We start from the raw sequence: 24,739 nt of genomic DNA on the forward strand, positions 1-24,739 counted from the left end.
AGGCAAGGGGCAACAGTGGATCAAGGGATGATCGTCTCACTTTTTCCTGTCAATGCCATCTGGGTGAACAGTTACCAGGTCTCCGGCTTTGCCGATAGCGAAAGCAGCCCTGAGGCCGTGCTGGTCTCCCGCCTGACCCGCATGGGCAATCTGGTGGGCAGCCTGACCGATGCGCTCAAGGAGCGGCTGCAACTGCCCGGGTCCGCCCGTGGCGAGCCGACCATGATCGACTCCGCCAGCCAGCTGACGCCGCTCGAACTGGCTGCGCTGGCCCATATCGGTGTCGATGAGAGCTATTTGTAAACCGTCAGTACACAGCCCCTCGGGGCAAGGTGATATGACATAAAAACGGACACCCGAGGGTGTCCGTTTTCTTATTCAGGCGGGAGTCGGCTGAGGGGGTCAGTGCATGCCGACATGGCTTAGAGGCTGACGAAATCCACTTCCGGCAGGGTTTCAAAGCCGGGGCGGGCAAACAGATAGCCCTGCATCAGGCTGACGCCCATCTCCCGCAGGCAGGCCATCTCTTCGCGGGTCTCGATCCCCTCTGCCAGCGGGGTGATCTTCAGCTCCACAAACAGCGCCAGACAGTGACGCACTATCGCTTGCCGAGTCGGGTCATGGTCGATGCCGCGCAGCAGGTGCATATCGAGTTTGACGATGTTGGGGTGAAAATCGGCCAGCAGGTTGAGGCCTGAGTAACCGGCGCCAAAGTCATCGATCGCCGTTTTGAAGCCGAGCGCCTGATAGTGATCGACGATGCCGCGAAGATGCTGGCTATCCTGCACCTGCTCCACCTCGGTCAGCTCGAACATGATCTGCTCGATGGGGAAGTTGTGCTCGCGGGCCGCCTGCAGGGTGGTGCGGATGCAGCGCTCCGGACGGTAGACCGCATTGGGCAGAAAGTTGATGCTCAGCATGCCCCGCATATCGAGCCGGGCGGCCAGCGCGATGGCCTTGATCCGGCACAGCTGGTCGAAGCGGTAGCGATTGCCATCGTTGACCTGGGCAATCACGCTCTGCGCCGGTTCGTTGTTGAGCCCCCGCACCAGCGCCTCGTAGCCGAAGATGGTGCGCTGGCTGCAATCGACGATGGGCTGAAAAGCCATGGTGAAGTCGAAATCGAGATCTGCTTTCTCCTGACACAGCTGGCAGATGGCGGGGGGCGGGGCGGCAGGTATATCCATGACTTTCCTCTTGGGCGTGGCGGCGCTGGGCACTGTCTCAAATGATAACAGCTCATTACCCCCCAGTAGGTTCGATTAGCGAAGCGTAATCGGACGATCGAGAGGCTTTGGTTGCGGTTATTGCCATGAAACAGGGGCGGCCAGCCGGAGGGGGAAATTCGGCTGGCCGTTATGGCGGGAGAGTTGATTTACGCGAACGTCCGATTACGCTGCGCTAATCGAACCTACGAACTGACATTGTTAGCTAATGCCAATTACGGACATCATGTTTGAAAATTTGCTTGATGAGAAAGTTGCATTCATAATGCTCATGCTTTTTTCATCTGAATAAACATTTAAACCAAAGGGTTTTAAGTTTAATTTATTAACTGTAACACTTCCATTCTTTTCTTTTTCACAGTCAATTATCACGCCATCTGGCGTAGTTACTTTAACTCTATTTCCGCTTTTAATTACAAGAACAGATGGGTTTGTAGAAAAATTATCTTTCACCAATGGATACCACTCTGAACCATCTTGTTTGGCTGGTATATTAATCCATATCCTGGGAATCTTGCCATCCCCTATTAATATGGGAGCGAATCCTTTGAAATCTATCAAAGTATTAACATTGGATATGATGTTGCTACCGATATAAATACTACTCGGTGCCTTATAGTTGGTGGGAAGAGAATTAATCTTCATTGCCATTCTCCCTTAGTAACATGTAGTTTTCTTTTTTTGTTATTGATGAAGTGCTCTTCTATCGCGTCTAGTAAATCTTCCTTTTCTTTGTCTTCATTAGATTTAACGAAACGCTTTGTTACTAGGCAAATAAATAAGCCAATGACTAGCGATATTATTTCCCATCCAGCTAGTTGAGGGTCTTCTTTAGCTACTAAGGAGGCTACGGCTTTTCCAATGATCGATATTAGTAGGCCTATACTAGCACCTGCAAACAAATTAAAATACATTTCTGTGTTATCAGGCTTTTTTATGATGCTAAATTCATATCTAGTTAAATCGTATGGCATTTCAGCGATATAACGTGTGGGCTCGCTTTCTATAAAACCTTCCATTATTAACGGCTTGTCGAATATCTCGCCAGAAAAATGCTTTGATGCGACATTCTTAGAGTCTTTAGGCAATTTAGGTTCCTTTATCCTATTGATAATGACTCATGTCATAAAAATACTAACCTTATCACACAGAGATTCTTGTATTGAACCTATCTGTAAAAAAATGGCGCCTATGGCGCCATTTTGGGGTAATACAGGCAATCTTCGTTACTGCAGCAGGGAGATATCCGCGACTTGCAGGAACAGGTTGCGCAGGTTGTTCAGCAGCGCCAGACGGTTGGCCTTGAGGGCCTCGTCATCGGCCATCACCATGACTTCGTTGAAGAAGGTGTCGACCGGTTCGCGCAGGGCGGCTAGACGGGTGAGGGCAGCCTGATAGTCACCGGCGGCGAACAGCGGGGCCAGTTCGGCTTGCAGTTCGGCAACCTGGGTGGCCAGCGCCTTCTCGGCGGCATCGACCAGCAGTTCCGGTTTGACGGCAGTCGGCAATTCGCCTTCGACCTTGGCCAGAATGTTGCTCACGCGCTTGTTGGCGGCAGCCAATGCAAGTGCGGCATCCAGCGTGCGGAAGTGGCTGACGGCCTTGACGCGACGATCGAAGTCGAGCGGACGGGTCGGGCGGCGGGCCAGTACGGCCAGCACCACGTCGGCACCGATGCCTTCGTCCTGATAGGCGGCGCGGAAGCGGCCCAGCATAAAGTCGACCACGTCGGTGACGACGGTTTTGTTGGTCAGCTTGTCGCCGTAGACGCGTACCGCTTCTTCAACCAGTTCAACCAGATCCAGATCCAGCTGCTTCTCGGTCATGATGCGCAGGGCACCGATGGCGGCGCGACGCAGGGCGAACGGGTCCTTGTCACCCTTCGGCAGCATGCCGATGCCGAAGATACCGGCCAGGGTGTCGAACTTGTCGGCCAGCGCGACGGCGCAGGCAACCAGACCGGACGGCAGGGCATCACCGGCAAAGCGCGGCATGTACTGCTCGTTGAGGGCCACGGCCACTGCTTCGTCTTCGCCATCGTGACGGGCGTAGTGCATCCCCATGACACCCTGGGTGTCGGTGAACTCGCCGACCATGTTGGTCATCAGGTCACACTTGGAGAGCAGACCGGCACGCTTGGCCTGAGTGACATCAGCGCCGATGCGCTCGGCGATAAAGCCGGCGACGGTCTCGATGCGCTCGACCTTGGCCTTGACGGTGCCCAGCTGTTGCTGGAACAGCACGGTTTCAAGGCGCGGCAGGCGGGAGGCCAGAGTCTGCTTGAGGTCGGTCTTGAAGAAGAATTCGGCGTCAGAGAGACGGGGGCGAACCACCTTCTCGTTGCCGCTGATGATCTGGCTCGGGTCTTTGGACTCGATGTTGGTGACGAAGATGAACTTCGGCAGCAGCTTGCCGTTCTTGTCGTAGACCGGGAAGTACTTCTGGTCACCCTTCATGGTGTGCACCAGCGCTTCAGCCGGAACGGCCAGGAACTTCTCTTCGAAGTTGGCAGTCAGCACCACCGGCCACTCGACCAGTGCGGTCACTTCTTCCAGCAGGGCGTCGTCCAGATCGGCCACGCCACCGAAGGCGGCAGCAGCCGCTTCGACGTCAGCCTTGATCTTGGCCTTGCGCGCCATAAAGTCGGCAATCACCATGCCACGCTCCTGCAGGATCTGCGGGTACTGGCTGGCGTTGTCGATGGTGAACTCGCTCTCGCCCATAAAGCGGTGGCCGCGAATGGTGCGGGCAGAGTCGATACCCAGAATGTGGGCGGGAACCAGCTCGCCATCCAGCAGCAGGGTCACGGTGAAGACCGGACGCACGAACTGGATGGTCTTGTCGCCCCAGCGCATCATTTTCGGGATCGGCAGTTTGGCCAGTGCAGAGGCAACCAGCTCACCCAGCAGATCGACAGCCGGACGGCCTTCGACCTTGGCGGTGTGAACCAGCCACTCGCCCTTGTCGGTGACCAGACGCTCGGCCTGCTCAACTGTGATGCCGTTGCCACGGGCCCAGCCTTCGGCAGCCTTGGTCGGCTTGCCTTCGGCATCGAACGCCTGTGCCACGGCCGGGCCGCGCTTTTCGACGCTCTTGCTCGGCTGTTCGCCAGCCTGCTCGCTTACCTTCAGCGCCAGACGGCGCGGTGAAGCAAACCACTCGACGTCGCCGAAGGCCAGATCGGCCTTGGCCAGTTCGGCTTTGAAGTTGTCGGCAAAGGCTTCGGCCAGGGAGCGCAGGGCTTTGGGCGGCAGCTCAGCAGTACCGATCTCTACCAGAAATGTATGTTGTGCCATGTCCGTTCCTTAACCTTGCTTGTTCTCACTGCGCTCACGCATGTCGTCGCTACGCTGGCACATCGGGAAGCCCAGCGCTTCGCGGGAGGCGTAGTATGCCTCGGCCACGGCCTTGGTCAGGGTGCGAATGCGCAGGATGTAGCGCTGACGCTCGGTGACCGAGATGGCCTTGCGGGCATCCAGCAAGTTGAAGGAGTGAGCGGCTTTGAGGATGCGCTCGTAGGCAGGCAGCGGCAGCGGTTTTTCCAGTGCCAGCAGATTCTGGGCTTCCTTCTCGTACTGCTCGAAGCAGTGGAACAGGAACTCCACATCGGCGTGTTCGAAGTTGTAGGTGGATTGCTCCACTTCGTTCTGGTGGAACACGTCGCCGTAGGTGGTCTTGCCCAGCGGGCCGTCAGACCAGACCAGATCGTAGACGCTGTCCACGCCCTGAATGTACATGGCCAGACGCTCGAGACCGTAGGTGATCTCGCCGGTGACCGGCTTGCACTCGAGGCCGCCAACCTGCTGGAAGTAGGTGAACTGGGTCACTTCCATGCCGTTCAGCCACACTTCCCAACCCAGACCCCAGGCACCCAGAGTCGGGTTTTCCCAGTTGTCTTCCACGAAGCGGATGTCGTGGATTTCAGGATCCATGCCCAGCTCTTTCAGGGAGCCCAGATAGAGTTCCTGAATGTTGTCGGGGGAAGGCTTGATGATCACCTGGAACTGGTAGTAGTGCTGCAGGCGGTTCGGGTTTTCACCGTAGCGGCCGTCAGTCGGACGGCGGGACGGTTGCACGTAAGCGCAGGCGATGGGCTCCGGGCCCAGGGCACGCAGACAGGTCATGGGGTGGGAAGTACCGGCACCCACTTCCATATCCAGCGGCTGAATGATGGTACAGCCCTGGCGGGACCAATAGTCCTGCAGCTGCAGGATCAGGCCCTGAAAGGTTTTGACATCGAATTTTTGCATAATTTTTTTCGCGCGAAGTGAAAATCAGAGCAAGATTTGCTGAATGTGAACCGAGGGAGTATACCGTCTGGCATGGTCGGATAATAGGCGAAATTGCAGCGGATTCGCGGGATGGTGCTGCGCTCTGGCTGGTCGGGCGGGATGTCCGGTATATGATGTGAGCAGTGCCGCCTGCAGAGTGGGCAGGGTCGGGCAAACCGCTGAAATAACGAGGGAGAGGAAATGGAACTGCGCTGCGCCTGGGTGACCAAGGACCCGGAATACATTGAATACCATGACAAACAGTGGGGCAGGCCGGTCTATGACGCCCGCGAGCTGTTTGCCAAGCTCTGCCTCGACGGCCAGCAGGCGGGGCTGTCGTGGATCACCATCCTCAAGCGCACCGAGAGCTACTACCGCGCCTATGCCGACTTTGATCCGGTGCAGATTGCCCGCTTCGACGAGCAGGATGTAGAGCGGCTGATGCAGGACAGCGGCATCATTCGCAACCGGCTCAAGGTGCAGTCGATCATCAGAAATGCCTGCGCTTATCTGGCGTTGCAGGAGCAGGGGATCGACTTCGCCGACTACCTGTGGGGCTTTGTCGGCGGTGCCCCCATCGTCAACCAGCGGCAGGGCAACGGCGATATTCCGGCGACCTCGCCGGAGTCGGATGCCATGTCCAAGGCGCTCAAGAAGCTCGGCTTCAACTTCGTCGGCAGCACCATCTGTTACGCCTTTATGCAGGCAGTGGGGATGGTGAACGATCATCTGGTCAGCTGTCCTTGCCACGCCGAGTGCCAAAAAGAGCAGCAAAAGAAGCCGGATTGAGCCCCTTTGTGGTATCCGGTTCAGTCGGGATACAGTGATGGCCGTTCAGAATTGCGCTCCCCAATCAAGGAGTCATTCATGTCTTTCATCACTGTTCGCGGACGCGCCTGCCGCGCCCTGATCCTGGCTTGCGCCACCCTGCTGACCTCACTGCCTGCCCTGGCGGTCAAAGAGGCGCGCGACATTCGTCAGGATGCCCGCAGCGACGCACGGGATGTTCGTCAGGATAGCTACACCGGTCATCAGGACGCCCGTCAGGATGCCCGCGATGTGCGTCAGGATGGCCGCCCGCAGGCTCGCGACATGAAGCAGGATTGCCGTCAGGAAGAGTACCTGAACAACGTCGACTGCCGTCAGGACAAGCGCCAGTTCAAGCAGGATGTGCGGGAAGATGCGCGGGATATCCGCCGCCGCTGATCCTCGCGTCATGGCAGTGGCCCGATCAGGCCAACCGCTGGCAGCCAAACAGTGTGACAAGAAAAAGGCTCCCGAAAACGGGAGCCTTTTTGCATCTGGTCGCCGGGTGGCGGCTTACGCAACTCCCGCCTTTACCATGCACTCGCTGTATTGCTTGTCCACCTTCAGGATATGGTTGAGCAGCCAGCTCTTGAGGAAGATGATCATCTCCATGTTGAGATCCTGTTCGTCGCCATCTTCGCGGCGGATCAGGTTGCCCAGCTCGGCCAGCAGCCTGGCATGCTCCTGTTTGTGGCGTTGCAGCTCGGGATAGCGCGCCTGTTCCATACTGCGCTCCTCGTCGGCAAAGTGCTGAATTGCGAGCTTGAGCAGCTCGTCCAGCCGCTGTTTGCGCACCTGCGCCGGACTGTTATCACTGACCGCGTGGTAGAAGCGGTTCATCGCGTCGAACAGGCCCTGGTGCTGACGATCCACGCTCGCCACACCCACCATGAATGTCTCGTTCCAGCGCAGCAGGTCGTGTTCATGGCCCGTTGATTGCTGCTGGCTTACCTCGAACTGGTCGCTGATCAGGCTGATCTCCTCATTGGACTGGTTCAGGTCGCGCGTGTGGGCACGACTCTCGCGGGCCAACTCGAGGCATTCACGAGCAATATTGGCAACCTGCATGACGTTGCGATTGGTCTCTTCCGCGACCTGAGCCTGTTGCTCGGCTGCCGTGGCGATCTGGCCATTCATGTCGGCGACCCGGGTAATGGCCGAGACAATGGCATTCAGGGTTTCGCCGGTGCCCGCGGCCTGGTTGACCGCCTGTTCGCTGACATTGCGGGTGGTATGCATGGTGCTGACGGCATGGCGGGTGTTGTTTTGCAACGCTTCGATCCGCTGCTGGATATCGACGGTGGCGGCCTGGGTGCGGGTTGCCAGCTGACGCACCTCGTCGGCGACCACCGCAAAGCCGCGCCCCTGTTCGCCAGCCCGAGCTGCCTCGATGGCGGCGTTGAGCGCCAGCAGGTTGGTCTGTTCCGAGATGGTGCTGATCACCTGCAGAATGTTGCCGATCTGGCTGCTCTCCTGATCCAGCCGGGTCACCTCACCGGCGGATTGCTCGATATGGGTGGCCACCTGACGGATCAGGGCGATGGTCTGGCTCACCTGCTGCTGGCCATCGTGTGCCTGCTGCTGGGTGAGCAGGGTATCCTGACTGGCCTGCTCGGTATTGTGTTCGATGTTGTGGACGGTGGCGGTCATTTCATTGATGGCGGTCGCCAGCATGTCGGTACTTTGCTGCGCCCGCTGCATGCTGCTCAGGGTGCTGCCGGAATGGTTCATCAGCAGCGCCATCTTGTCGTGGGTCTTGTGAGAGACCTGCTGCACCGAGCCGATCAGGCTGTCGATATTGTCGAGGAAGCGGTTGAAGACGGTGGCGAGGTAGGCGAATTCGTCCTGTCCGCGGCTGCGCAGCCGGAACGTGAGGTTGTGGCTGTGGTTGGCCAGCTCAACCAGCTGGGTCATCAACTGTTGCAGTGGCCGCACCGTCTTGAGATGGATCAGCAGCAACATCAGCATGATGATGGTGAGGCTGACCACGAGCAGCAGCAGATCCTGGCTTTGCAGGGCGCTGCTTTGGGTGGCGATCTCCCGCTCCTGACCCATCAGCTGTTGTTGTTGCTGCTCCAGCGCCCCTGCCACCTGAGTGGCGATGCTATCGGTTATCGCGTCAAATCCCTCGCCCGGCTGTTTCATCAGGCGGTTGCCCGCTTCGCGCCCCTCCTTGAGATAGGCATCGACCATCCGTTTGCCTGTCTCCAGTTGGCGGGCCAGCAAGGGGGTGAGGGCACTCTGCAACTGTGGCAGGGTGTCGAGCAGCTGCCGGGCAGTCTGGGCATGCTGCTCCGCTTCGGCAACGGAGTCCTGCTCCCCCGAGACGGCTGCATCGGTTAGAAATTGCTGCACTTGAGTAGTGTGATAACGCAGCTCCTGCAGGGTGATTTGCCGGTTGGCGCTGGTGATCAGCTGTTCTGGCAGTTGTCCGAGCCGATCGGTCAGGGTGCTGCGCCAGATGCCGCCCAGCACCATGGTCAGCAGGATAACCAGGCTCGCGCCCAACAGCAGATGGCGGATCGAGAGGTTGCGAAGCAGTGCAAACATGGCGAGACCTCAAAGATCTATTGATAGTGCCTTCAATAGTAGTCAATGGCGTCAGCCAGCCCGCTGTCGTTTGTGGCCGGGGGCTCGGTCATGGGGGATGGTCCGGTGTTCAGCTCTTGTCCAGTGCAACCCGGCATAATGGCGGCCATCCGCCAGAAGAGGGCGCAATCCGTATCCTGACGTCACACCTTGGCACGCGGCTGGGGTAGAATGCGCGCTTTGTGGTTTTGAGTCGGTTTTTTCAGAGGTTTTTTTTCATGCATTTCAAGACAATTGTTCCGGCGGTTGCGCTGGCCGTGGCCCTGAGCGGCTGTACTACCAACCCGTACACCGGTGAGCAGCAGACCTCAAAGGCGGTCTGGGGTTCTCTGGCTGGTGCCGCAACCGGCGCGGCAATCGGTGCCATGTCCTCCAGCAAGGGTGACCGCAAGAAGGGGATCCTGACTGGTGTGGCGGCTGGTGCGGCGCTGGGCGGCGGTATCGGTTACTACATGGATGTGCAGGAAGCCAAGCTGCGCGAGAAGCTGCAAGGCACCGGCGTCAGCGTCACCCGCAATGGCGACCAGCTGATCCTCAATATGCCGAACAACGTCACCTTCGACAGCTCCAGCGCCCAGCTGAAAGCGGCCGGTGCCAACACCCTCTCCGGTGTGGCCATGGTGGTTGCCGAGTTCGACAAGACTCGCCTGAACGTGGTCGGTCACACCGACAGCAGCGGCTCCCGCGATCTGAACATGAAGCTCTCCCGCGAGCGTGCCGATGCCGTTGCCGCCCAGCTGATTGGTCAGGGTGTCGCTGGTAGTCGTATCTCCACCACCGGTGTAGGCCCGGATCAGCCGATCGCCTCCAACAGCACCGCGGCTGGCAAAGCCCAGAACCGTCGCGTGACCATTACCCTGACCCCGACCGCCTAAGTCGTTCAGGTTTTGGTAACGAAAAGGCCCCGCCAGTGATGGCGGGGCCTTTCTATTGGAGCCGTGGCGAGCAATGGCACCTTATTCTTTGCTCGCTTCTCCCCTTGTGGGAGAAGGGTTGGGGATGAGGGGGATAACCGCCTCTTAGACAGCGGCAGTGAGCTGCACTTCCACCTTGTAGCCTTCGTGGGCGAGGCGGGCCAGTACGCAAGCTCTAACCGGTGCGGTGTCGGCATCAGGGGAGCCAGGCATCCCGTTTTACTTAGACAGCGGCAGTGAGCTGCACTTCCACTTTGTAGCCTTCGTGGGCGAGGCGGGCTTGTACGCAGGCACGCACGGGTGCAGTGCCAGCCGGGATCCAGGCATCCCACTGCTCGTTGAAGGCAGCGATGTCCTGAATGTCTTTGAGATAGATATTGGCCATCAGGATCTTGTCGACGCCGGAGCCGTTGGCTTCCAGCAGGCGTTGCAGGCTCTCAAGCACTTCGCGGGTCTGCTGGTGGATGTCGGCCTCTTCGCTGACGGGCACTTCCACCACGTAGAGGGTGCCATTGTGGATGACCACGTCTGACCAACGCTGGGTGGTGCCGATTCGGGTAATGGTTGTCATGGAGTGCTCCGGTACGGGGGCTTATTGACCCTTGCGGATCAGATAGCGGTAGGGGGCCTGCTCTGTCTCGCTGGCGACCAGGGTATGATCCATAAAGCGGCAGAAACTGGGGATGTCGCGGGTGGTTGAAGGATCGTCGGCGCTGACCAGCAGGGTCTCGCCATCCGCCATCAGCCGCACTTTCTTGCGAACCATCATAACGGGTTCCGGGCAACGAAGCCCGATTGCGTCCAACTCGTGAGTTGCGCCGCAGAATAAATCACTCATCTATTATCAACCTTCAACCTATTCGGCTGCCAATGATACTCAGGGCTAAAAAATAATCAAACAAACGCCCCATCAGCCAGCATATGTAACCAAAATGTTATTTGACCCTACCCAGCTTGCGCCGGACGAGTAATATAAAAATTGAACCATATTCAACAAGGAGGTGAATATGCAGGTCTCCTACGGCAGATTACAAGCCTATGCAGGCATGGGGTTCTTGTCCTTCGCCATGATAGTGATGGGCAGCCCGATCGGGAACACCGGTACCTGGTTCGGCTCCATGGTGATGGTGGGGTTGGGGCTCTGGATCGAGCTCAGCGATTACTATGACGAGGATGAGGACGAAAACGATCAATCCTGAACCGGATGACGATTCAACAACAAAGGCGGAGCAATTCCGCCTTTGTCATTTCTGCCGATCAGCCATTTGCCCGGATCAGCGGGTCGAGCGCATCGCCCGCTCCAGATGCAGCGCCGTCTGCTCCGGGTTCGCTTTGGGGTCGTTGAAGTAGTTGCTCAGCACATCCATGATCGCCTGCCGCATATTGGTCGGCGTCGCCATCCCCTCCGCCATGCTGGGCAGCAGGTTGTCCTGCTTTTCCGCCAGCAGGAAATCCTGATAGGAGCGCACGGCGCAGCGGTCGAACTTGCTCATGTCGGGGTTGGTCAGCGCCGGGATCGATCCCTTCACCCGGTTGAACTCTGCCTGGAATGTCGGCGTCATCAGCAGCTGGGCCAGCTCGCCCTGGGCCTGCAGCTGGGCTGGATCCCGCTGCTTGAACATGGCGATGGAGTCGAGGTTGTAGCTGAACAGTCCGGCACTGCCCGGGCTCGGCAGGCAGGCGATATCCTCACCCGGCCGGTAGTTGCCCGCGCTCAGCTCCCCCTTCACCCAGTCCCCCATCACCTGCATGGCGGCGCCACCGCTCTCCAGCAGATTGGTGGCCTGATGCCACTTCAGACCGGCGTATTTTTGCGGCACATAGGCACGTAGCTGCTGGAAGCGGGTCAGCACCCGCACCATGTCGGGGCCGGTCAGGGTGGCGCTGTCCTGTTCGAGGAATGCCTTGCGGTAGAACTCCTTGCCGCCCTCACCGAGCGCCACCGTTTCAAACAACACTGCCAGCTGCCAGGGCTCGTTGCCGATGGCGAGCGGGGTGATGCCCCGTTGTTTAAGCTGGTCGGCGATGGTGACGAACTGGGCCCAGTCGGTGGGTGGAGTGAGCTTTTGCTGTTCGAACACCTTGCGGTTGAGCCACAACCAGTTGACCCGGTGAATACCTGTGGGCACCGCCATCAGGGCGTCACTCTGGCTGAGGGTGGCCCGCACCATGGGGGGCATTTTGGCGTACCAGCCGAGGTGTTCGGCCATCGGGCTGAGATCGCGCAGAAAGCCGAGTCCGGCCCACTCCTTGAGTTCATAGCCCTTGAGGTGGGCTGCCTCCGGCGGGTTGGCCGCCAGTGCCCGGCTCTTCAATACCGTCATGGCGCTCTTGCCGCCGCCCCCCTGTACCGCGAAGTCGTTCCACTGGTTGCCCTGTTCGGTCCACTCGGATTTGAGCACCTCCACGGCCTTGGCTTCACCGCCGGAGGTCCACCAGTGCAACACCTCCACCTGAGAGGCGCACGCCGGTAGTGATAGCAGGGCGATGACAGAAAAAGACAACCACTTCATAAGGTTACTGCCTTGGTAGGGAGAGCGTGGCCTGCAGGCCACCTTGCGGACGGTTTTCCAGCACCAGATCGCCGCCGTGGGCGTGGGCAATGTTGCGGGCGATGCCAAGGCCGAGGCCAGTGCCCGCCTGATCGGTGCTGAGCCGGTAGTAGGGCTCGAAGATGCGCTCGAACTGGTCATCCGGCAGGCCGGGGCCCTCGTCCATGATGAAGAGGATCAGCATCTCCTCGTCATCCATGATGATGATGCGCACCCGCTGGCCGTACTTGATGCCGTTGTCCACCAGATTGCCGATGCAGCGCTTGAGCGCCAGCAGCTTGCCGCGATAGGGCCACTTGCAGTGGCCTTCGATAGTCAGCCGCTCGTCGTGCAGGTTCATCGACTCCGCCATCTGCTCCAGCAGGGCATTGATGTCGATCTCCTCGATGTTCTCGTGGATGTCGGTCTCTTTCACCGTCTGCAGCGCCCCTTTCACCATCAGCTCCAGTTCGTCGAGGTCCTTGTTGAACTTGCCGATCTGCACCTCGTCGTCGAGCAGCTCGACCCGCAGCCGCAGCCGGGTGATGGGGGTCTTGAGGTCGTGGGAGATGGAGCTGAACAGCCGCTCTCTATCGTCGATATAGCGGCGAATGCGGTGCTGCATGATGTTGAAGGCGCGGGTGGCCGCCACGATTTCCGATGCCCCTTCCTCTTTCAGCGAGGGCTGGTCGATATCCTTGCCGAGGTTGACCGCCGCCTTGGCGAGCCGACGCAGCGGACGGGTCTGCCAGCGCACCAGCATAAAGGTGAAGAAGCAGAGGAACACCGTCATCAGGGCGATAAAGCGCACCTGATTGCTCGGCATCACGGTATCGTCGAGGGTCATGTAGGGGGCGGGCAGCAGGGCCGCCAGATAGAGCCACTCCCCCTTTTCAATTTCGATCTGGGTCACCAGCACCGGCGGGTTGAGCGGTTCCAGCGACAGGGTGTAGCGGGCCCAGGAGGAGGGGAGATCCGCCAGCAAGGTGTCGTTGTTGAAGACGTGCAGGTCGTCGGGTCGGGAGAAGTCCACCTTGATCGCCATGGCATCGGAGAGCTTGCGGGTCAGCACTCCCTGCACCTCCTGCAGCACCAGCGTCTTGCGTTCGCTCTCGGGGATGGCGTTGATATGGATCTCTTCCTCGTTGAGCGAGACGAAGAAGCGGCTGCCACCCATGTTGCGCAGCTGGTCCAGCGCGATATGGCGATACTGCAGCGGCAGAGATTTGAAGAAGTTGACGGTGGAAGCAGCGGAGAGTGCCAGGTTGCGGGTAGTGCTGATCATCCCCTCCAGCTCCCGCTTCTGGATCTGCTGCATCCAGATGCCGGTCAGAATGGTCTGGGAGAGCAGGATGGCCAGCAACAGCAGCAGGATCATCCGTGACAGCAGGGAGCGGGGCACCAGCGCCCCCCAGGACCACTTGTTGCTCATGGCAGTTCGTGCACCTCGGCAATCAGCATGTAGCCGCTACCGCGAATGGTCTTGATGATGCGCGGGCTCTTGCCGTTGTCGCCCAGCTTCTGGCGCAGACGGCTGATCTGCACGTCGATGCCGCGCTCCATCGGCAGACTTTCGCGGCCGCGGGTGGCATCGGAGATGGTGTCCCGATCCAGCACCACGCCGGGCTGTTGCAGGAACATGCCGAGCAGCATGGCATCGCTGCCGGAGAGATCCAGCAGGCTGCCATCGTCATGGGTCAGCTGGTGGCTCAGGGTGTCGAGGGTCCACTCGGCAAAACGCAGGCGGCGGCTAGGCTCTTTCTCTTTTTCCGGCTGGCGGAATTCGGCGCGGCGCAGCAGCGCCTTGATGCGGGCCTGCAGTTCACGGGGGCTGAACGGCTTGGCGATATAGTCGTCGGCACCGAGTTCCAGGCCGATCACCCGATCGGCCTCGTCGGAGGCGGCGGTCAGCATGATGATGGGCACCTGGGAGTCACGACGGATCTGCTGGCAGAGGGTAAAACCGTCCTCGCCGGGCATCATGATGTCCAGAATAATCAGGTCCGGGCTGTGCTGGGCGAGTTGCTGGCGCATCTCGTTGCCCTCCGCCGCCGTCAATACCTGAAAGCCCGCCCGGGTCAGGTACTCATTGAGCAGCTCGCGGATCTCTTGGTCGTCATCGACGATCAGCAGTTGTTTGCTCATTGACATATGTATGTGCATCCACCCATTTTTTTGTGCAGATTGAACCTGTCGGGGGAGTAAAAAGCAAGCAAGCCCCCCATCTAATGTGAGGTTTAAGGCAATAACAGCCTATTGATAAGGTTAAAACGAAAAAAGGCCGACCCAAACGGGACGGCCAACAGACAGCTTCTGACCACTGACGCTCACCCCGTGTGGCGATCGTCACAGACTTGAAAAGGGGCCAGTCAGACTGACCCCGAAAAGGGACAACTCTCAGTAGTGCATCCCGTCGATCCGGCTGGTTATCACACCCGTTCGAATACGGTGGCGATGCCCTGACCCAGACCGATACACATGGTGGCCACGCCCAGGGTGGCATCCTTCTCCTCCATCAGATTGATGAGGGTGGTGGAGATGCGGGCACCGGAGCAGCCGAGCGGGTGGCCCAGCGCAATGGCGCCGCCGTTCAGGTTGACCTTCTCGTCCACCAGATCCTGCAGACCCAGATCCTTCACGCAGGGCAGGGACTGGGCGGCAAACGCCTCGTTCAGCTCGAACAGGTCGATATCACCGACAGTCAGACCGGCACGCTTGAGCGCTTTCTGGGTGGCCGGCACCGGGCCATAACCCATGATGGCGGCGTCACAGCCGGCGATGGCCATGGCACGTACCTTGGCGCGCGGCGTGAGGCCGAGGGCCTTGGCACGATCCGCGCTCATCACCAGCATGGCGGCTGCGCCATCGGACAGGGCCGAGGAGCTGCCGGCGGTGACGGTGCCGTTGACCGGGTCAAACACCGGGCGCAGCTGGCTCAGAGTTTCGACCGTGGTCTCCGGGCGGATCACCTCGTCGTAGTCGTAGAAGAAGCGGGCGCCGCTGGCGTCATGGCCTTCCAGACCGACGATCTCTTTGGCGAAGCGCCCTTCCACGGTCGCAGCATAAGCGCGACGGTGGGAGCGGGCGGCAAACTCGTCCTGCTGCTGGCGGCTGATGCCGTGCAGCTTGCCGAGCATTTCGGCGGTCAGCCCCATCATGCCGGAGGCTTTCGCCACCGACTTGGCCATGCCGGGGTGGAAGTCCACACCGTGGCTCATCGGTACATGACCCATGTGCTCGACGCCGCCGATGATGAAGATGTCCCCATCACCCACCTGGATGGCGCGGGAGGCGTCATGCAGCGCCTGCATGCTGGAGCCACACAGCCGGTTGACGGTGACCGCCCCCACCTGCTTCGGAATACCGGCCAGCAGCGCGGCGTTGCGAGCGATGTTGAAGCCCTGCTCCAGGGTCTGCTGCACGCAGCCCCAGTAGATATCCTCGATTTCGTTCGGGTCGAGGTTGGGGTTGCGCAGCAGGATGGATTTCATCAGGTGCGCGGACAGATCTTCTGCACGCACGTTGCGGAAGGCGCCGCCCTTGGACCGGCCCATCGGGGTCCGGATACAGTCGACAATGACTACGTCTTTCATGAATGGATCTCCTTTCCGCAATCAGTAGAAGGTTTTGCCCTGGGCGGCCATCTCACGCAGCTTGTCGCTGACGCGGTAGAGCGGGCCCAAGTCGGCATACTGGTCGGCCATGGCCACGTAGCGATCCAGACCAATGGTGTCCAGATAGCGGAACACGCCGCCGCGGAAGGGAGGGAAGCCCAGACCGTAGACCAGTGCGATGTCGGCTTCGGCTGGCGTGGCAACAATGCCCTCTTCCAGACAGAGCACCACCTCGTTGATCATCGGGATCATCATGCGAGCTATGATGGCTTCCTTGTCGAAATCCTGTTTCGGCTTGGCGATGTGGGCCAACAGCTCGTAGCTGGCGGCGTCGGCCACCTTCTTCGGCTTGCCCTTCTTGTCCTGCTCGTAGGCGTAGAAGCCCTTGCCATTCTTCTGACCGAAGCGGCTCACTTCGTACATCACGTCGATGGCGGTGCGGCCTTCCTTGCTCATGCGTGCCGGGAAGCCCTGTGCCATCACGTCACCGGCATGGTGGCCGGTGTCGATGCCGACTACGTCCAGCAGGTAGGCGGGGCCCATAGGCCAGCCAAACTCTTTCTCCATCACCTTGTCGACGGCGGCGAAGTCGGCGCCATCGGCGACCAGCTTGTTGAAGCCGAAGAAGTAGGGGAACAGCACGCGGTTGACGAAGAAGCCCGGGCAGTCGTTGACCACCACCGGGGACTTGCCCATGGCGGCGGCATAGGCCACCACGCGGTTGATGGTTTCATCGGAGGTCTGCTCGCCGCGGATGATCTCCACCAGTGGCATGCGGTGTACCGGGTTGAAGAAGTGCATGCCGCAGAAGTTCTGCGGGCGCTTCAGCCCCTTGGCCAGCAGGGAGATGGGAATGGTGGAGGTGTTGCTGGCGAGCACGGCGTCTTCGCCAATGATCCCTTCCACTTCGCCCAGTACGGCGGCTTTCACCTTGGGATTCTCGACCACGGCTTCGACCACCACATCCACATGCTTGACGTTGTCATAGCTGAGGGTCGGGGTAATGGCAGAGAGCACCTGGCCCATCTTGATGCCGTCGATGCGGCCCTTTTCGAGCTGGCCGTTGAGCAGCTTGGTGGCTTCGCCCATGCCAAGTGCCAGCGCCTTCTCGTTGATGTCCTTCATCACCGCCGGAATGCCCTTGCTGGCAGACTGGTAGGCGATGCCGCCACCCATGATGCCGGCACCCAGTACGGCGGCGTGGCCGGTGGCTTTGCTCGCCTGCTTGGCCGCCTTCTTGGCCAGTGCCTTGATGTGCTGATCGTTCAAGAAGATCCCGACCAGCGCCTTGGCGACATCGGTCTTGGCCAGCTTGATAAAGCCCTGTGCCTCGACGGCCAGCGCTTCGTCACGGCCCATGCCAGCGGCGGCCTCGACGGTTTTCACCGCAGTCATCGGTGCCGGATAGTGTTTGCCCGCCACGGCGGCAACCATGCCGGCAGCGGTGGTGAAGCTCATCATGGCTTCCAGTTTGGAGAGGCGCAGCGGGGCTTTTTTGGCGGCGCGACGGCTCTGCCAGTCCAGCTTGCCCGCGATGGCATCTTTGATCATCTGCACGGCGGCGCTGTGCAGCGCATCGGGGGCGACCACGGCATCGATGGCGCCCACCTTGAGGGCGTCATCGGCACGGACATCCTTGCCGGTGGTGATCCACTCCAGCGCGTTGTCGGCGCCGATCACCCGCGGCAGACGGACTGTGCCGCCAAAGCCCGGCATGATGCCGAGTTTGGTCTCGGGCAGGCCGATTTTGGCTGTGGTGTCAGCCAGACGGAAGTCGGTGGAGAGAATGGTCTCGCAGCCGCCGCCGAGGGCGTGACCCTTGATGGCACAGAGGGTCGGCACCGGCAGATCTTCGATGGCGTTGAAGATGTCGTTGGCCTTTTTCAGCCAGCCGAGCAGATCTTCTTGCGGCAGATCGAACAGTTCCAGGAATTCGGTAATGTCGGCACCGACGATAAAGGCGTCTTTGCCGGAGGTGAGGATCAGACCTTTTAGTTCACGTTCTTGTTGTAATGCGGCGATCGCTTCGCTCAGGGAGAGCAGGGTAGCGCGATCCAGCTTGTTGACTGAACCCGGGGCATCAAACCTCAGCTCGGCAATGCCGTTTTCGAGGTAGCTGACCGACAGGGTTTCGCCTTGGTAGATCATGAGAGTGTCTCCTTGTTCCCACTCAGTGGGGAGTGGTGCTCCTTAATCCCCAGCAGGGGGCGAGGCTCACTATTGATCCAAAAGGAGACATTTTCAACACCTATTTAAAACATTTGTTTAACAGATCTCGAGTAAAAGCTCTTCATCACAAAACGGGCAAAAGAGAGGCGCCTTGCGGCGCCTCGGATGAATATGAGTTTGCTATCAACTGGCCAGTTCCGGCCGGTTGCGATACTGGTTCAGCACCTCGGGATCGGCGAGGGCGTGGGTGTTGTTGACGGGTCTGTTGTGCACTACCTCCCGCACCGCCAGTTCGACGATCTTGCCGGACTTGGTGCGGGGGATGGCATCCACCTGCAGGATGCGGGCGGGCACGTGGCGGGCGGTGCAGTGCTGCTTTATTTGCTGGCGGATCCGCTCGCGCAGCGGCTCATCCAGCTTGCAACCCACCTTGAGCTTGACGAACAGCACCACCCGCTCGTCTTGCTGCCACTGTTGGCCGATGACGATGCTCTCCTCCACCTCGTCCAGCTGCTCGACATAGCGGTAGATCTCGCTGGTGCCGATGCGCACGCCGCCCGGGTTGAGGGTGGCGTCGGAGCGGCCGTAGAACAGAATGCCGCCAGTCGGGGTCAGCTCGATCCAGTCGCCGTGGCACCAGATGTTGTCGAACCGCTCGAAGTAGGCTGCGTGGTACTTGTCGCCATTCTCGTCGCCCCAGAAGTAGATAGGCTGGGCCGGGAACGGCTTGGTGCAGACCAGCTCGCCCTTCTCTCCCTGCACCGGCTGGCCCGCCTCGTTGAATACCTGCACCGCGAGGCCGAGGCCGCGCCCCTGGCTCTCGCCGCGATAGACTGGGCTGAGTGGATTGCCGATGACGAAGCAGGAGCAGATGTCGGTGCCGCCTGAGATGGAGCTCAGTTGTACATCTGTTTTGATCTGTTGATAGACGTAGTCAAACCCCTCCGGCGACAACACAGATCCGGTGCTGCAGATCAGCCGCAAGTGTGGCAAGTCATGAGTGTTGACGGGGGCATAGCCTTGTTTGTGCAACGCATCGAGATACTTGGCCGAGGTGCCGAACAGGACGACCTCTTCGTCGCGGGCGAGATCCCACAGCACGTTGCCATCCGGGTAAAATGGCGATCCGTCATAGAGCACCAGGGTGGCGCCGGAGGCGAGGGCGCTTACGAGCCAGTTCCACATCATCCAGCCGCAGGTGGTGAAGTAGAAGATCCGCTCTCCCGGTTTGATGTCGCAGTGCAGCTGGTGTTCTTTCAGGTGTTGCAGCAGGGTGCCGCCGATGCCGTGCACGATGCACTTGGGTTTGCCGGTGGTGCCGGATGAATAGAGGATATAGAGCGGGTCATTGAAGGCCATCGGCTCGAACTGGAGGCTGGCGTCCGGCTGGCTCGCCAGCACTTGCTGCCAGTCGTGACCAAGCTGCAGCGGGTTGCCGAGCAGGGGGATCATCACCGTCTGCTCTATGCTGCCGATCTGGCTGACGACCCCTACTACTTTGTCCTGAATATCGATAGCTTTGCCGTTGTAGCGATAGCCATCCACCGCAAACAGCACTCGCGGCCGGGTCTGGCCGAAGCGCTCTACCACGCTAGCCTCGCCAAAGTCGGGGCTGGTGGAGGTCCAGATCGCCCCGAGGCTGGTGGTTGCCAGCATGGCAACCACGGTTTCCGGAATATTGGGCAGGTAGGCGGCGACCACATCGCCACGACCAATCCCCTGATGACGTAGCCACTGCGCCAGCCGGGCAACCTGTTCCCCCAGTTCACCCCAGCTCAGAGTGCGACTTGGGCTACCTTCGATGCGGGAGATGATGGCCGGGCTCTCGTCCTGGCGGCGCAGCAGGTTTTCGGCGAAGTTGAGGCGGCTATCTGGGAACCAGCGGGTGCGCTGCATATCCTGACGGTTCTCCGCCACTATGTTGCCGAGCTCGCCCTTGACGCCGCAGTGCTGCCATACCAGCGGCCAGAAACGGGTGGTCTTCTCCACCGACCATTGGTAAAGCTGCGGGTAGTTCTGCAACTGCAAGCCGTGGAAACGGTTCACCTCCGCCATAAAACGGTAGAGGTTGGATTGCTGCATCCCGAGCGGATCCGGTTGCCACAGGCAGAGGTTGTCCATGAGTAATCCCTGACTTCATGTATCTACCGGCAGTGTATTGAATTGTTTTTGATTTGTTAATGATTGGTTTTCTGTTGATAACAAACACGTTTGTAACGTATGCGTTACCTCACGAAGCGGCAGCTTGACGGGTCGAGCCGCCAAGCGCTTGATGTTATGCTGCAATCACATTCACCTCGGAGCAGGACGCCATGAGCAGCTACAGCCAACTTTTTGCCCAGCACCTCGATACCTTGCAGCAGCGCACCCGCGACATTCTGCAACAACAGGGGCTCAGCGGACTGGCCATCCACTCCGGCCAGACTCACCGCATCTTCCTTGATGATCAGGATTATCCGTTCAAGGTAAACCCGCACTTCAAAGCCTGGTTGCCGGTGCTGGACAATCCCCACTGCTGGCTGCTGGTGGACGGGGTGAACAAACCAATCCTGCTGTTCTACCGCCCGGTGGATTTCTGGCACAAGGTAGCGGATCTGCCCAATGCCTTCTGGGTCGAGTTCTTCGATATCCGTTTCCTGACCCGGCCGGAACAGGTGGCCGACCATCTACCAGCCAACAGGCAGGAGTGGGCCTATCTGGGCGGTCATCTGGAAGTGGCCGAGCTGCTGGGGCTGACCCAGCCCAATCCGGAGGCGGTACTCAACTACCTGCACTATCACCGCGCCTACAAGACACCCTACGAGCTGGAGTGTCTGCGCGAGGCGAACCGGATCGGGGTACGCGGCCATATTGCCGCCAAGGACTCCTTTATGGCGGGGGCGAGCGAGTTCGAGATCAATCTGGCCTATATGAAAGCGGTCGGGCAGGGGGCCAATGAGGCGCCCTACGGCAATATCGTCGCCATCAACCGCAATGCGGCCATCCTTCACTACACCCACTTGTCTGCCGTGCGGGTGCCCGATGCGGAGCGCCACTCCTTCCTGATCGATGCCGGTGTCGATTTCCACGGTTATGCCTCCGACATCACCCGTACCTGGGCGTGGCGGCGAGGCGAGTTTGCCGATCTGATTGCTGCCCTCGACGAGCAGCAGCAGGAGATCATCAAGGAGATCAGACCCGGTCGTCGTTACAGCGAGCTGCACCTGCTGATGCATCACAAGCTGGCGCGCCTGCTGCAAGCGACCGAGCTGGTGGACATGTCGGTGGACGAGATGATCAACACCGGGGTGACCAATGTGTTCTTCCCCCACGGTCTCGGCCACTTCCTCGGTCTGCAGGTGCACGATGCTGGCGGTTTCATGCAGGATGAGCGCGGCACCCATCTGGCGGCGCCCGAGCTGTTCCCCTATCTGCGCTGCACCCGGGTGATGGAGGTGGGTCAGGTGTTCACCATCGAGCCGGGCCTCTACTTCATCGACAGTTTGCTGGAGCCGCTGCGTCAGGGCGAACAGGGCAAGCGGGTCAACTGGAACAAGGTGGAGGCGCTGCGTCCGTTCGGCGGCATCCGCATCGAAGACAACGTGGTGCTGCACGCCAACGGGGTGGAGAACATGACCAGACAAGCAGGGCTCTGATGGCTGCAGCGTACTCCATTCCGGCTGCCCCGCTGGAGTTGACCGAAGAGATAAAGAAGAGCCGCTTCATTACCCTGATCGCCCACACCCCGACCGTCGAGGCGGCCAAGGGGTGGGTTAACGAGATCAAGCGCCAACATCCGGCCGCTCGCCACCACTGCTGGGCCTTTGTGGCAGGTGCGCCGCAAGATAGCCAGGTTTATGGCTTCAGCGATGACGGCGAACCTTCCGGTACGGCGGGCAAACCGATCCTGGCCCAGTTGATGGGGTCGGGGCTCGGTGAAATCTGCGCCGTGGTAGTGCGTTACTACGGCGGCATCCAGCTTGGCACCGGTGGACTGGTCAAAGCCTATGGAGGCGGCGTCGGTGCCGCCCTCAAGCAGCTGCCCACCCTGCTCAAGGTGCCACGCACTCCCTCTCTCATTCACTGCGATTACGGTGACATGGGGACGGTCGAGTCGCTGATCAGCAGCCATAATGGCGAATTGCTGGCGGTCGATTACGGTCAGCAGGTCACCTTGCAGGTGGCGTGGGAGTCCTCGGTTTGGGCTCAGGTGGACCGTGAATTGACCGACCGGACTCATGGGCGGGTATCCCTCAGTCCCTTAGATGGCTAGAATCCATCGCTCTTTAATTGGGGAAAGGGAGCTGTAATGCACATTCTGAGCATTATTCGCATTGTTGGCCTGCTGGTTGCGCTGTTCAGCTCGACCATGCTGTTGCCTGCACTGGTAGCCTTTGGCTATCGGGATGGTGGTGGTGCCGAGTTCGTCAGCTCTTTTCTGATCGCCCTGCTGCTCGGCGTGGTGCTCTGGTTTCCCAATCGCTATCACAAGAAGGAGATGCGCTCGAAAGAGGGTTTCCTCATCGTGGTGCTGTTCTGGACCGTGCTGGGCAGTGTGGGGGCTGTGCCCTTCATCATGAGCGACGTGCCGGACATGTCGGTCTCGGAGGCCTTCTTCGAATCTTTTTCCGGCCTGACCACCACAGGCGCGACGGTACTGACCGGGCTCGATAATCTGCCCAAGGCGTTTCTGTTCTATCGCCAGCTGCTGCAGTGGCTGGGGGGCATGGGGATCATCGTACTGGCGGTGGCCATTCTGCCACTGCTGGGGATCGGGGGCATGCAGCTCTATCGCGCCGAGATCCCGGGGCCGGTGAAGGATACCAAGGTGACGCCGCGCATCGCCGAAACGGCCAAGGCGCTCTGGTTCATCTATCTGCTGCTGACCGCGCTCTGTGCGCTGGCCTACTGGCTCGCCGGAATGACGCTGTTCGATGCGGTGTGCCATTCGTTCTCGACTCTGTCGGTCGGTGGCTTCTCCACTCACGATGCCAGCATCGGTTTCTTCAACAGTCCGATCATCAACCTGATTACCGTGGTGTTCCTGCTGCTGGCCAGCGTGAACTTTGCGCTCCACTTTACCGTTTTCTCCCACCGTCCGGTTCGGATCGGGCGCTATCTCTATGACTCGGAACTCAAGGTGTTCCTGGCCATTCAGGCGACCCTGGTGATGATCTGCTTTGTCGCCTTGTTGACCCACGGGCACTACGCCACCTGGCAAGAGGCGCTCAACCACGGCCTTTTCCAGGCGGTCTCTCTGGGTACCACCACCGGCTATAGCACCACGACCTATGCCGATTGGCCCTCGTTCCTTCCCATGCTGCTGATGTTCTCCGCCTTTATTGGCTGTTGCGCGGGCAGTACTGGCGGCGGCATCAAGGTGATGCGTTTCATGATCCTGTTCATGCAGGGGATGCGCGAGTTGAAGCGGTTGGTTCACCCCAGAGCCATCTATACCTTAAAGCTGGGGAATAGGGCGGTGCCCGAGCGCATCGTCGAGGCGGTGTGGGGCTACTTCGCCACCTATATTATTCTCTTCTTTATGTTCATGCTGCTGTTGCTGATGACGGGGCTGAACGAAGTGACCGCATTCACCGCTGTGGCTGCGGCTTTCACCAACGTAGGCCCGGGTTTGGGAGAGGTATCAGCCAACTTCGGCAATATCTCGCCAGCGGCCCAGTGGGTACTGGTGTTGGCTATGTTGTTTGGCCGATTGGAAATTTTCACGCTTCTGGTACTGTTTACTCCTGCATTCTGGCGTAGTTGAGGTTGTTATGGACAAGATTCTGGTGCTTTATTCCTCTCGGGATGGCCAAACCCGCAAAATAGTCGATGTCATGCTGGAGCAGATGCCGGGATGCGAAGTGGTGATGCACGACCTGCACACCTTGCCGATGTGCAACCTCAGCAAGTATGCCAAGGTCTTGATCGGCGCCTCCATTCGTTATGGCAACTTCCACCCCAGCCTGTTCAGCTTTATTCACGCTCATCAGGAGCAGCTGGAGGTGGCCAATGCGGCCTTCTTCTGTGTCAACCTGACGGCCCGCAAGCCAGAGAAGCAGACGCCGCAAACCAATGCCTATATGAAGAAGTTTCTGCGCCTCTCCCCCTGGAAGCCGAAAACCCTGGGCGTGTTTGCCGGCGCGCTGCAATATTCCCGCTATAACTGGTGGCAGACGCGCATCATCCAGCTGATCATGAAGATTACCGGGGGCAGTACAGACACCAGTAAGGACATTGAATTTACCGATTGGGAAAAGGTGCGCAGCTTTGCCCGCAAATTCTGGTCAAAAAGGTAGCAGTGTGATGTAAATTCAGGGTTTATTGCCCGAAACAGCCCCGCCGATGCGGGGCTTTTGTTTAATAAAACAACGGTTGAACCGGAAAACTGTAAAAAGTGCCATTTTTTGCAGTTTTTCTCTTGTCATCGCGGCGCGGCTCCCTATAATGCGCCCCTACCAGCACGGCGGAACACGCCAAACTGATGAGCCAGCTTCCTAGCGAAGTGGGCGCCGAAAGAAAAGCGAAAACAATCGCTTGACTTTCGAAGTGAGAGGCGTAATATGCGCCTCCTCAACGCGACAAGCGTGACGCTCTTTAACAATTTGAATCAAGCAATCTGTGTGGGCACTCACAGCA

At 59.4% G+C, this 24,739-nt stretch carries 23 protein-coding genes and 1 pseudogene; 9 read left to right on the forward strand and 15 right to left on the reverse strand.

Going from position 1 to position 24,739, the window contains the following annotated elements:
• Positions 1-303 (forward strand): annotated as a pseudogene (locus OKC40_RS18585) (hypothetical protein); the annotation flags it as partial.
• 119 nt (positions 304-422) lie between these two features.
• Here OKC40_RS18585 and OKC40_RS18590 read toward each other — a convergent pair.
• From OKC40_RS18590 to glyQ, 5 genes are all read right to left on the reverse strand, one after another.
• Entirely contained in the window at positions 423-1,187 is a 765-nt protein-coding gene (locus OKC40_RS18590) for an EAL domain-containing protein (protein ID WP_270796521.1), read from the reverse strand.
• Between the two features lie 240 nt (positions 1,188-1,427).
• Positions 1,428-1,871 carry a hypothetical protein gene (locus OKC40_RS18595; RefSeq protein ID WP_152952594.1) on the reverse strand — a complete coding sequence of 148 codons (444 nt, stop codon included), beginning with the start codon at positions 1,869-1,871 and terminating at the stop codon, positions 1,428-1,430.
• On the reverse strand, positions 1,868-2,314 hold the full coding sequence (locus OKC40_RS18600) for a hypothetical protein (protein WP_270796525.1): 447 nt from the start codon (positions 2,312-2,314) through the stop codon (positions 1,868-1,870). Before OKC40_RS18600 ends, OKC40_RS18595 begins: the two co-directional genes overlap by 4 nt.
• Before the next feature lie 138 nt (positions 2,315-2,452).
• Entirely contained in the window at positions 2,453-4,522 is a 2,070-nt protein-coding gene (gene glyS, locus OKC40_RS18605) for a glycine--tRNA ligase subunit beta (protein WP_270796527.1), read from the reverse strand.
• Positions 4,523-4,531: 9 nt separating this feature from the next.
• On the reverse strand, positions 4,532-5,476 hold the full coding sequence (glyQ, locus tag OKC40_RS18610; protein ID WP_005307400.1) for a glycine--tRNA ligase subunit alpha: 945 nt from the start codon (positions 5,474-5,476) through the stop codon (positions 4,532-4,534).
• Positions 5,477-5,698: 222 nt separating this feature from the next.
• Between glyQ and OKC40_RS18615 the strand changes: the two genes are divergently transcribed.
• Entirely contained in the window at positions 5,699-6,286 is a 588-nt protein-coding gene (locus OKC40_RS18615) for a DNA-3-methyladenine glycosylase I (RefSeq protein WP_270796528.1), read from the forward strand.
• Positions 6,287-6,364: 78 nt separating this feature from the next.
• Positions 6,365-6,703 (forward strand): hypothetical protein, encoded by a 339-nt coding sequence (locus tag OKC40_RS18620; RefSeq protein WP_042060731.1) that lies wholly within the window; start codon positions 6,365-6,367, stop codon positions 6,701-6,703.
• A 114-nt stretch (positions 6,704-6,817) separates the two neighbouring features.
• Here OKC40_RS18620 and OKC40_RS18625 read toward each other — a convergent pair whose 3' ends face one another.
• A complete protein-coding gene (locus OKC40_RS18625) occupies positions 6,818-8,854 on the reverse strand; it encodes a bacteriohemerythrin (RefSeq protein WP_270796529.1) in 2,037 nt (678 codons plus the stop codon).
• A 257-nt stretch (positions 8,855-9,111) separates the two neighbouring features.
• On the opposite strand from OKC40_RS18625, the gene OKC40_RS18630 reads away from it, so the two are divergent.
• Positions 9,112-9,768 (forward strand): OmpA family lipoprotein, encoded by a 657-nt coding sequence (locus OKC40_RS18630; RefSeq protein WP_042060728.1) that lies wholly within the window; start codon positions 9,112-9,114, stop codon positions 9,766-9,768.
• 144 nt (positions 9,769-9,912) lie between these two features.
• On the opposite strand, the gene OKC40_RS18635 is transcribed toward OKC40_RS18630, so the two are convergent.
• From OKC40_RS18635 to tusA, 3 genes are read right to left on the reverse strand one after another with little or no spacing between them, the layout of a single operon-like run.
• Positions 9,913-10,020, reverse strand: a complete 108-nt coding sequence (locus OKC40_RS18635; protein ID WP_442865906.1) for an endoribonuclease L-PSP — start codon at positions 10,018-10,020, stop codon at positions 9,913-9,915.
• Positions 10,021-10,030: 10 nt separating this feature from the next.
• Complete coding sequence (locus OKC40_RS18640) at positions 10,031-10,378, reverse strand: RidA family protein (RefSeq protein WP_019446300.1); 348 nt, start codon at positions 10,376-10,378, stop codon at positions 10,031-10,033.
• Between the two features lie 21 nt (positions 10,379-10,399).
• Entirely contained in the window at positions 10,400-10,645 is a 246-nt protein-coding gene (gene tusA, locus OKC40_RS18645; RefSeq protein ID WP_005339470.1) for a sulfurtransferase TusA, read from the reverse strand.
• 169 nt (positions 10,646-10,814) lie between these two features.
• Here tusA and OKC40_RS18650 point away from each other — a divergent pair, with 169 nt between their 5' ends.
• Complete coding sequence (locus tag OKC40_RS18650) at positions 10,815-11,006, forward strand: hypothetical protein (protein WP_005339471.1); 192 nt, start codon at positions 10,815-10,817, stop codon at positions 11,004-11,006.
• A gap of 75 nt (positions 11,007-11,081) precedes the next feature.
• Here OKC40_RS18650 and OKC40_RS18655 read toward each other — a convergent pair whose 3' ends face one another.
• The 6 genes from OKC40_RS18655 to OKC40_RS18680 all read right to left on the reverse strand — a co-directional run bounded on the left by OKC40_RS18655 (position 11,082) and on the right by OKC40_RS18680 (position 20,242).
• Positions 11,082-12,320: an ABC transporter substrate-binding protein gene (locus OKC40_RS18655; protein ID WP_270796531.1), complete on the reverse strand. Its 1,239-nt coding sequence runs from the start codon at positions 12,318-12,320 to the stop codon at positions 11,082-11,084.
• 4 nt (positions 12,321-12,324) lie between these two features.
• A complete protein-coding gene (locus OKC40_RS18660; protein WP_234663539.1) occupies positions 12,325-13,770 on the reverse strand; it encodes an ATP-binding protein in 1,446 nt (481 codons plus the stop codon).
• Positions 13,767-14,489 carry a response regulator gene (locus OKC40_RS18665; RefSeq protein ID WP_005339475.1) on the reverse strand — a complete coding sequence of 241 codons (723 nt, stop codon included), beginning with the start codon at positions 14,487-14,489 and terminating at the stop codon, positions 13,767-13,769. Before OKC40_RS18665 ends, OKC40_RS18660 begins: the two co-directional genes overlap by 4 nt.
• Before the next feature lie 278 nt (positions 14,490-14,767).
• Positions 14,768-15,931, reverse strand: coding sequence for an acetyl-CoA C-acyltransferase FadA (gene fadA, locus OKC40_RS18670; protein ID WP_270796534.1), 1,164 nt, complete (start codon positions 15,929-15,931; stop codon positions 14,768-14,770).
• Between the two features lie 21 nt (positions 15,932-15,952).
• A complete protein-coding gene (gene fadB / locus OKC40_RS18675) occupies positions 15,953-18,100 on the reverse strand; it encodes a fatty acid oxidation complex subunit alpha FadB (protein WP_270796537.1) in 2,148 nt (715 codons plus the stop codon).
• A gap of 204 nt (positions 18,101-18,304) precedes the next feature.
• Positions 18,305-20,242, reverse strand: a complete 1,938-nt coding sequence (locus OKC40_RS18680) for an acetoacetate--CoA ligase (RefSeq protein WP_270796541.1) — start codon at positions 20,240-20,242, stop codon at positions 18,305-18,307.
• 191 nt (positions 20,243-20,433) lie between these two features.
• On the opposite strand from OKC40_RS18680, the gene pepQ reads away from it, so the two are divergent.
• The 4 genes from pepQ to hemG are packed head-to-tail and all read left to right on the forward strand — an operon-like array spanning position 20,434 to position 24,399.
• Positions 20,434-21,756 (forward strand): Xaa-Pro dipeptidase, encoded by a 1,323-nt coding sequence (pepQ, locus tag OKC40_RS18685; protein ID WP_139734389.1) that lies wholly within the window; start codon positions 20,434-20,436, stop codon positions 21,754-21,756.
• Positions 21,756-22,373: a YigZ family protein gene (locus OKC40_RS18690; protein ID WP_139734388.1), complete on the forward strand. Its 618-nt coding sequence runs from the start codon at positions 21,756-21,758 to the stop codon at positions 22,371-22,373. The genes pepQ and OKC40_RS18690 overlap by 1 nt, the downstream gene beginning before the upstream one ends.
• 36 nt (positions 22,374-22,409) lie before the next feature.
• Positions 22,410-23,867 (forward strand): TrkH family potassium uptake protein, encoded by a 1,458-nt coding sequence (locus OKC40_RS18695; RefSeq protein ID WP_270796549.1) that lies wholly within the window; start codon positions 22,410-22,412, stop codon positions 23,865-23,867.
• A gap of 7 nt (positions 23,868-23,874) precedes the next feature.
• Positions 23,875-24,399, forward strand: a complete 525-nt coding sequence (gene hemG / locus OKC40_RS18700; protein ID WP_162517529.1) for a menaquinone-dependent protoporphyrinogen IX dehydrogenase — start codon at positions 23,875-23,877, stop codon at positions 24,397-24,399.
• The last annotated feature ends 340 nt before the right edge of the window (positions 24,400-24,739 follow it).

Source organism: Aeromonas sp. QDB11, assembly GCF_027705265.1.
Taxonomy (GTDB): Bacteria; Pseudomonadota; Gammaproteobacteria; order Enterobacterales; family Aeromonadaceae; genus Aeromonas; species Aeromonas allosaccharophila.

What these genes read in the sequence shown, in the direction of transcription:
- OKC40_RS18590 (WP_270796521.1), bottom strand. Translation starts at nt 1,187, where the DNA reads ATGGATATACCTGCCGCCCCGCCCCCCGCCATCTGCCAGCTGTGTCAG.
- OKC40_RS18595 (WP_152952594.1), bottom strand. Translation starts at nt 1,871, where the DNA reads ATGAAGATTAATTCTCTTCCCACCAACTATAAGGCACCGAGTAGTATT.
- glyS (WP_270796527.1), bottom strand. Translation starts at nt 4,522, where the DNA reads ATGGCACAACATACATTTCTGGTAGAGATCGGTACTGCTGAGCTGCCG.
- glyQ (WP_005307400.1), bottom strand. Translation starts at nt 5,476, where the DNA reads ATGCAAAAATTCGATGTCAAAACCTTTCAGGGCCTGATCCTGCAGCTG.
- OKC40_RS18615 (WP_270796528.1), top strand. Translation starts at nt 5,699, where the DNA reads ATGGAACTGCGCTGCGCCTGGGTGACCAAGGACCCGGAATACATTGAA.
- OKC40_RS18620 (WP_042060731.1), top strand. Translation starts at nt 6,365, where the DNA reads ATGTCTTTCATCACTGTTCGCGGACGCGCCTGCCGCGCCCTGATCCTG.
- OKC40_RS18625 (WP_270796529.1), bottom strand. Translation starts at nt 8,854, where the DNA reads ATGTTTGCACTGCTTCGCAACCTCTCGATCCGCCATCTGCTGTTGGGC.
- OKC40_RS18630 (WP_042060728.1), top strand. Translation starts at nt 9,112, where the DNA reads ATGCATTTCAAGACAATTGTTCCGGCGGTTGCGCTGGCCGTGGCCCTG.
- OKC40_RS18635 (WP_442865906.1), bottom strand. Translation starts at nt 10,020, where the DNA reads ATGCCTGGCTCCCCTGATGCCGACACCGCACCGGTTAGAGCTTGCGTA.
- OKC40_RS18640 (WP_019446300.1), bottom strand. Translation starts at nt 10,378, where the DNA reads ATGACAACCATTACCCGAATCGGCACCACCCAGCGTTGGTCAGACGTG.
- tusA (WP_005339470.1), bottom strand. Translation starts at nt 10,645, where the DNA reads ATGAGTGATTTATTCTGCGGCGCAACTCACGAGTTGGACGCAATCGGG.
- OKC40_RS18650 (WP_005339471.1), top strand. Translation starts at nt 10,815, where the DNA reads ATGCAGGTCTCCTACGGCAGATTACAAGCCTATGCAGGCATGGGGTTC.
- OKC40_RS18655 (WP_270796531.1), bottom strand. Translation starts at nt 12,320, where the DNA reads ATGAAGTGGTTGTCTTTTTCTGTCATCGCCCTGCTATCACTACCGGCG.
- OKC40_RS18660 (WP_234663539.1), bottom strand. Translation starts at nt 13,770, where the DNA reads ATGAGCAACAAGTGGTCCTGGGGGGCGCTGGTGCCCCGCTCCCTGCTG.
- OKC40_RS18665 (WP_005339475.1), bottom strand. Translation starts at nt 14,489, where the DNA reads ATGTCAATGAGCAAACAACTGCTGATCGTCGATGACGACCAAGAGATC.
- fadA (WP_270796534.1), bottom strand. Translation starts at nt 15,931, where the DNA reads ATGAAAGACGTAGTCATTGTCGACTGTATCCGGACCCCGATGGGCCGG.
- fadB (WP_270796537.1), bottom strand. Translation starts at nt 18,100, where the DNA reads ATGATCTACCAAGGCGAAACCCTGTCGGTCAGCTACCTCGAAAACGGC.
- OKC40_RS18680 (WP_270796541.1), bottom strand. Translation starts at nt 20,242, where the DNA reads ATGGACAACCTCTGCCTGTGGCAACCGGATCCGCTCGGGATGCAGCAA.
- pepQ (WP_139734389.1), top strand. Translation starts at nt 20,434, where the DNA reads ATGAGCAGCTACAGCCAACTTTTTGCCCAGCACCTCGATACCTTGCAG.
- OKC40_RS18690 (WP_139734388.1), top strand. Translation starts at nt 21,756, where the DNA reads ATGGCTGCAGCGTACTCCATTCCGGCTGCCCCGCTGGAGTTGACCGAA.
- OKC40_RS18695 (WP_270796549.1), top strand. Translation starts at nt 22,410, where the DNA reads ATGCACATTCTGAGCATTATTCGCATTGTTGGCCTGCTGGTTGCGCTG.
- hemG (WP_162517529.1), top strand. Translation starts at nt 23,875, where the DNA reads ATGGACAAGATTCTGGTGCTTTATTCCTCTCGGGATGGCCAAACCCGC.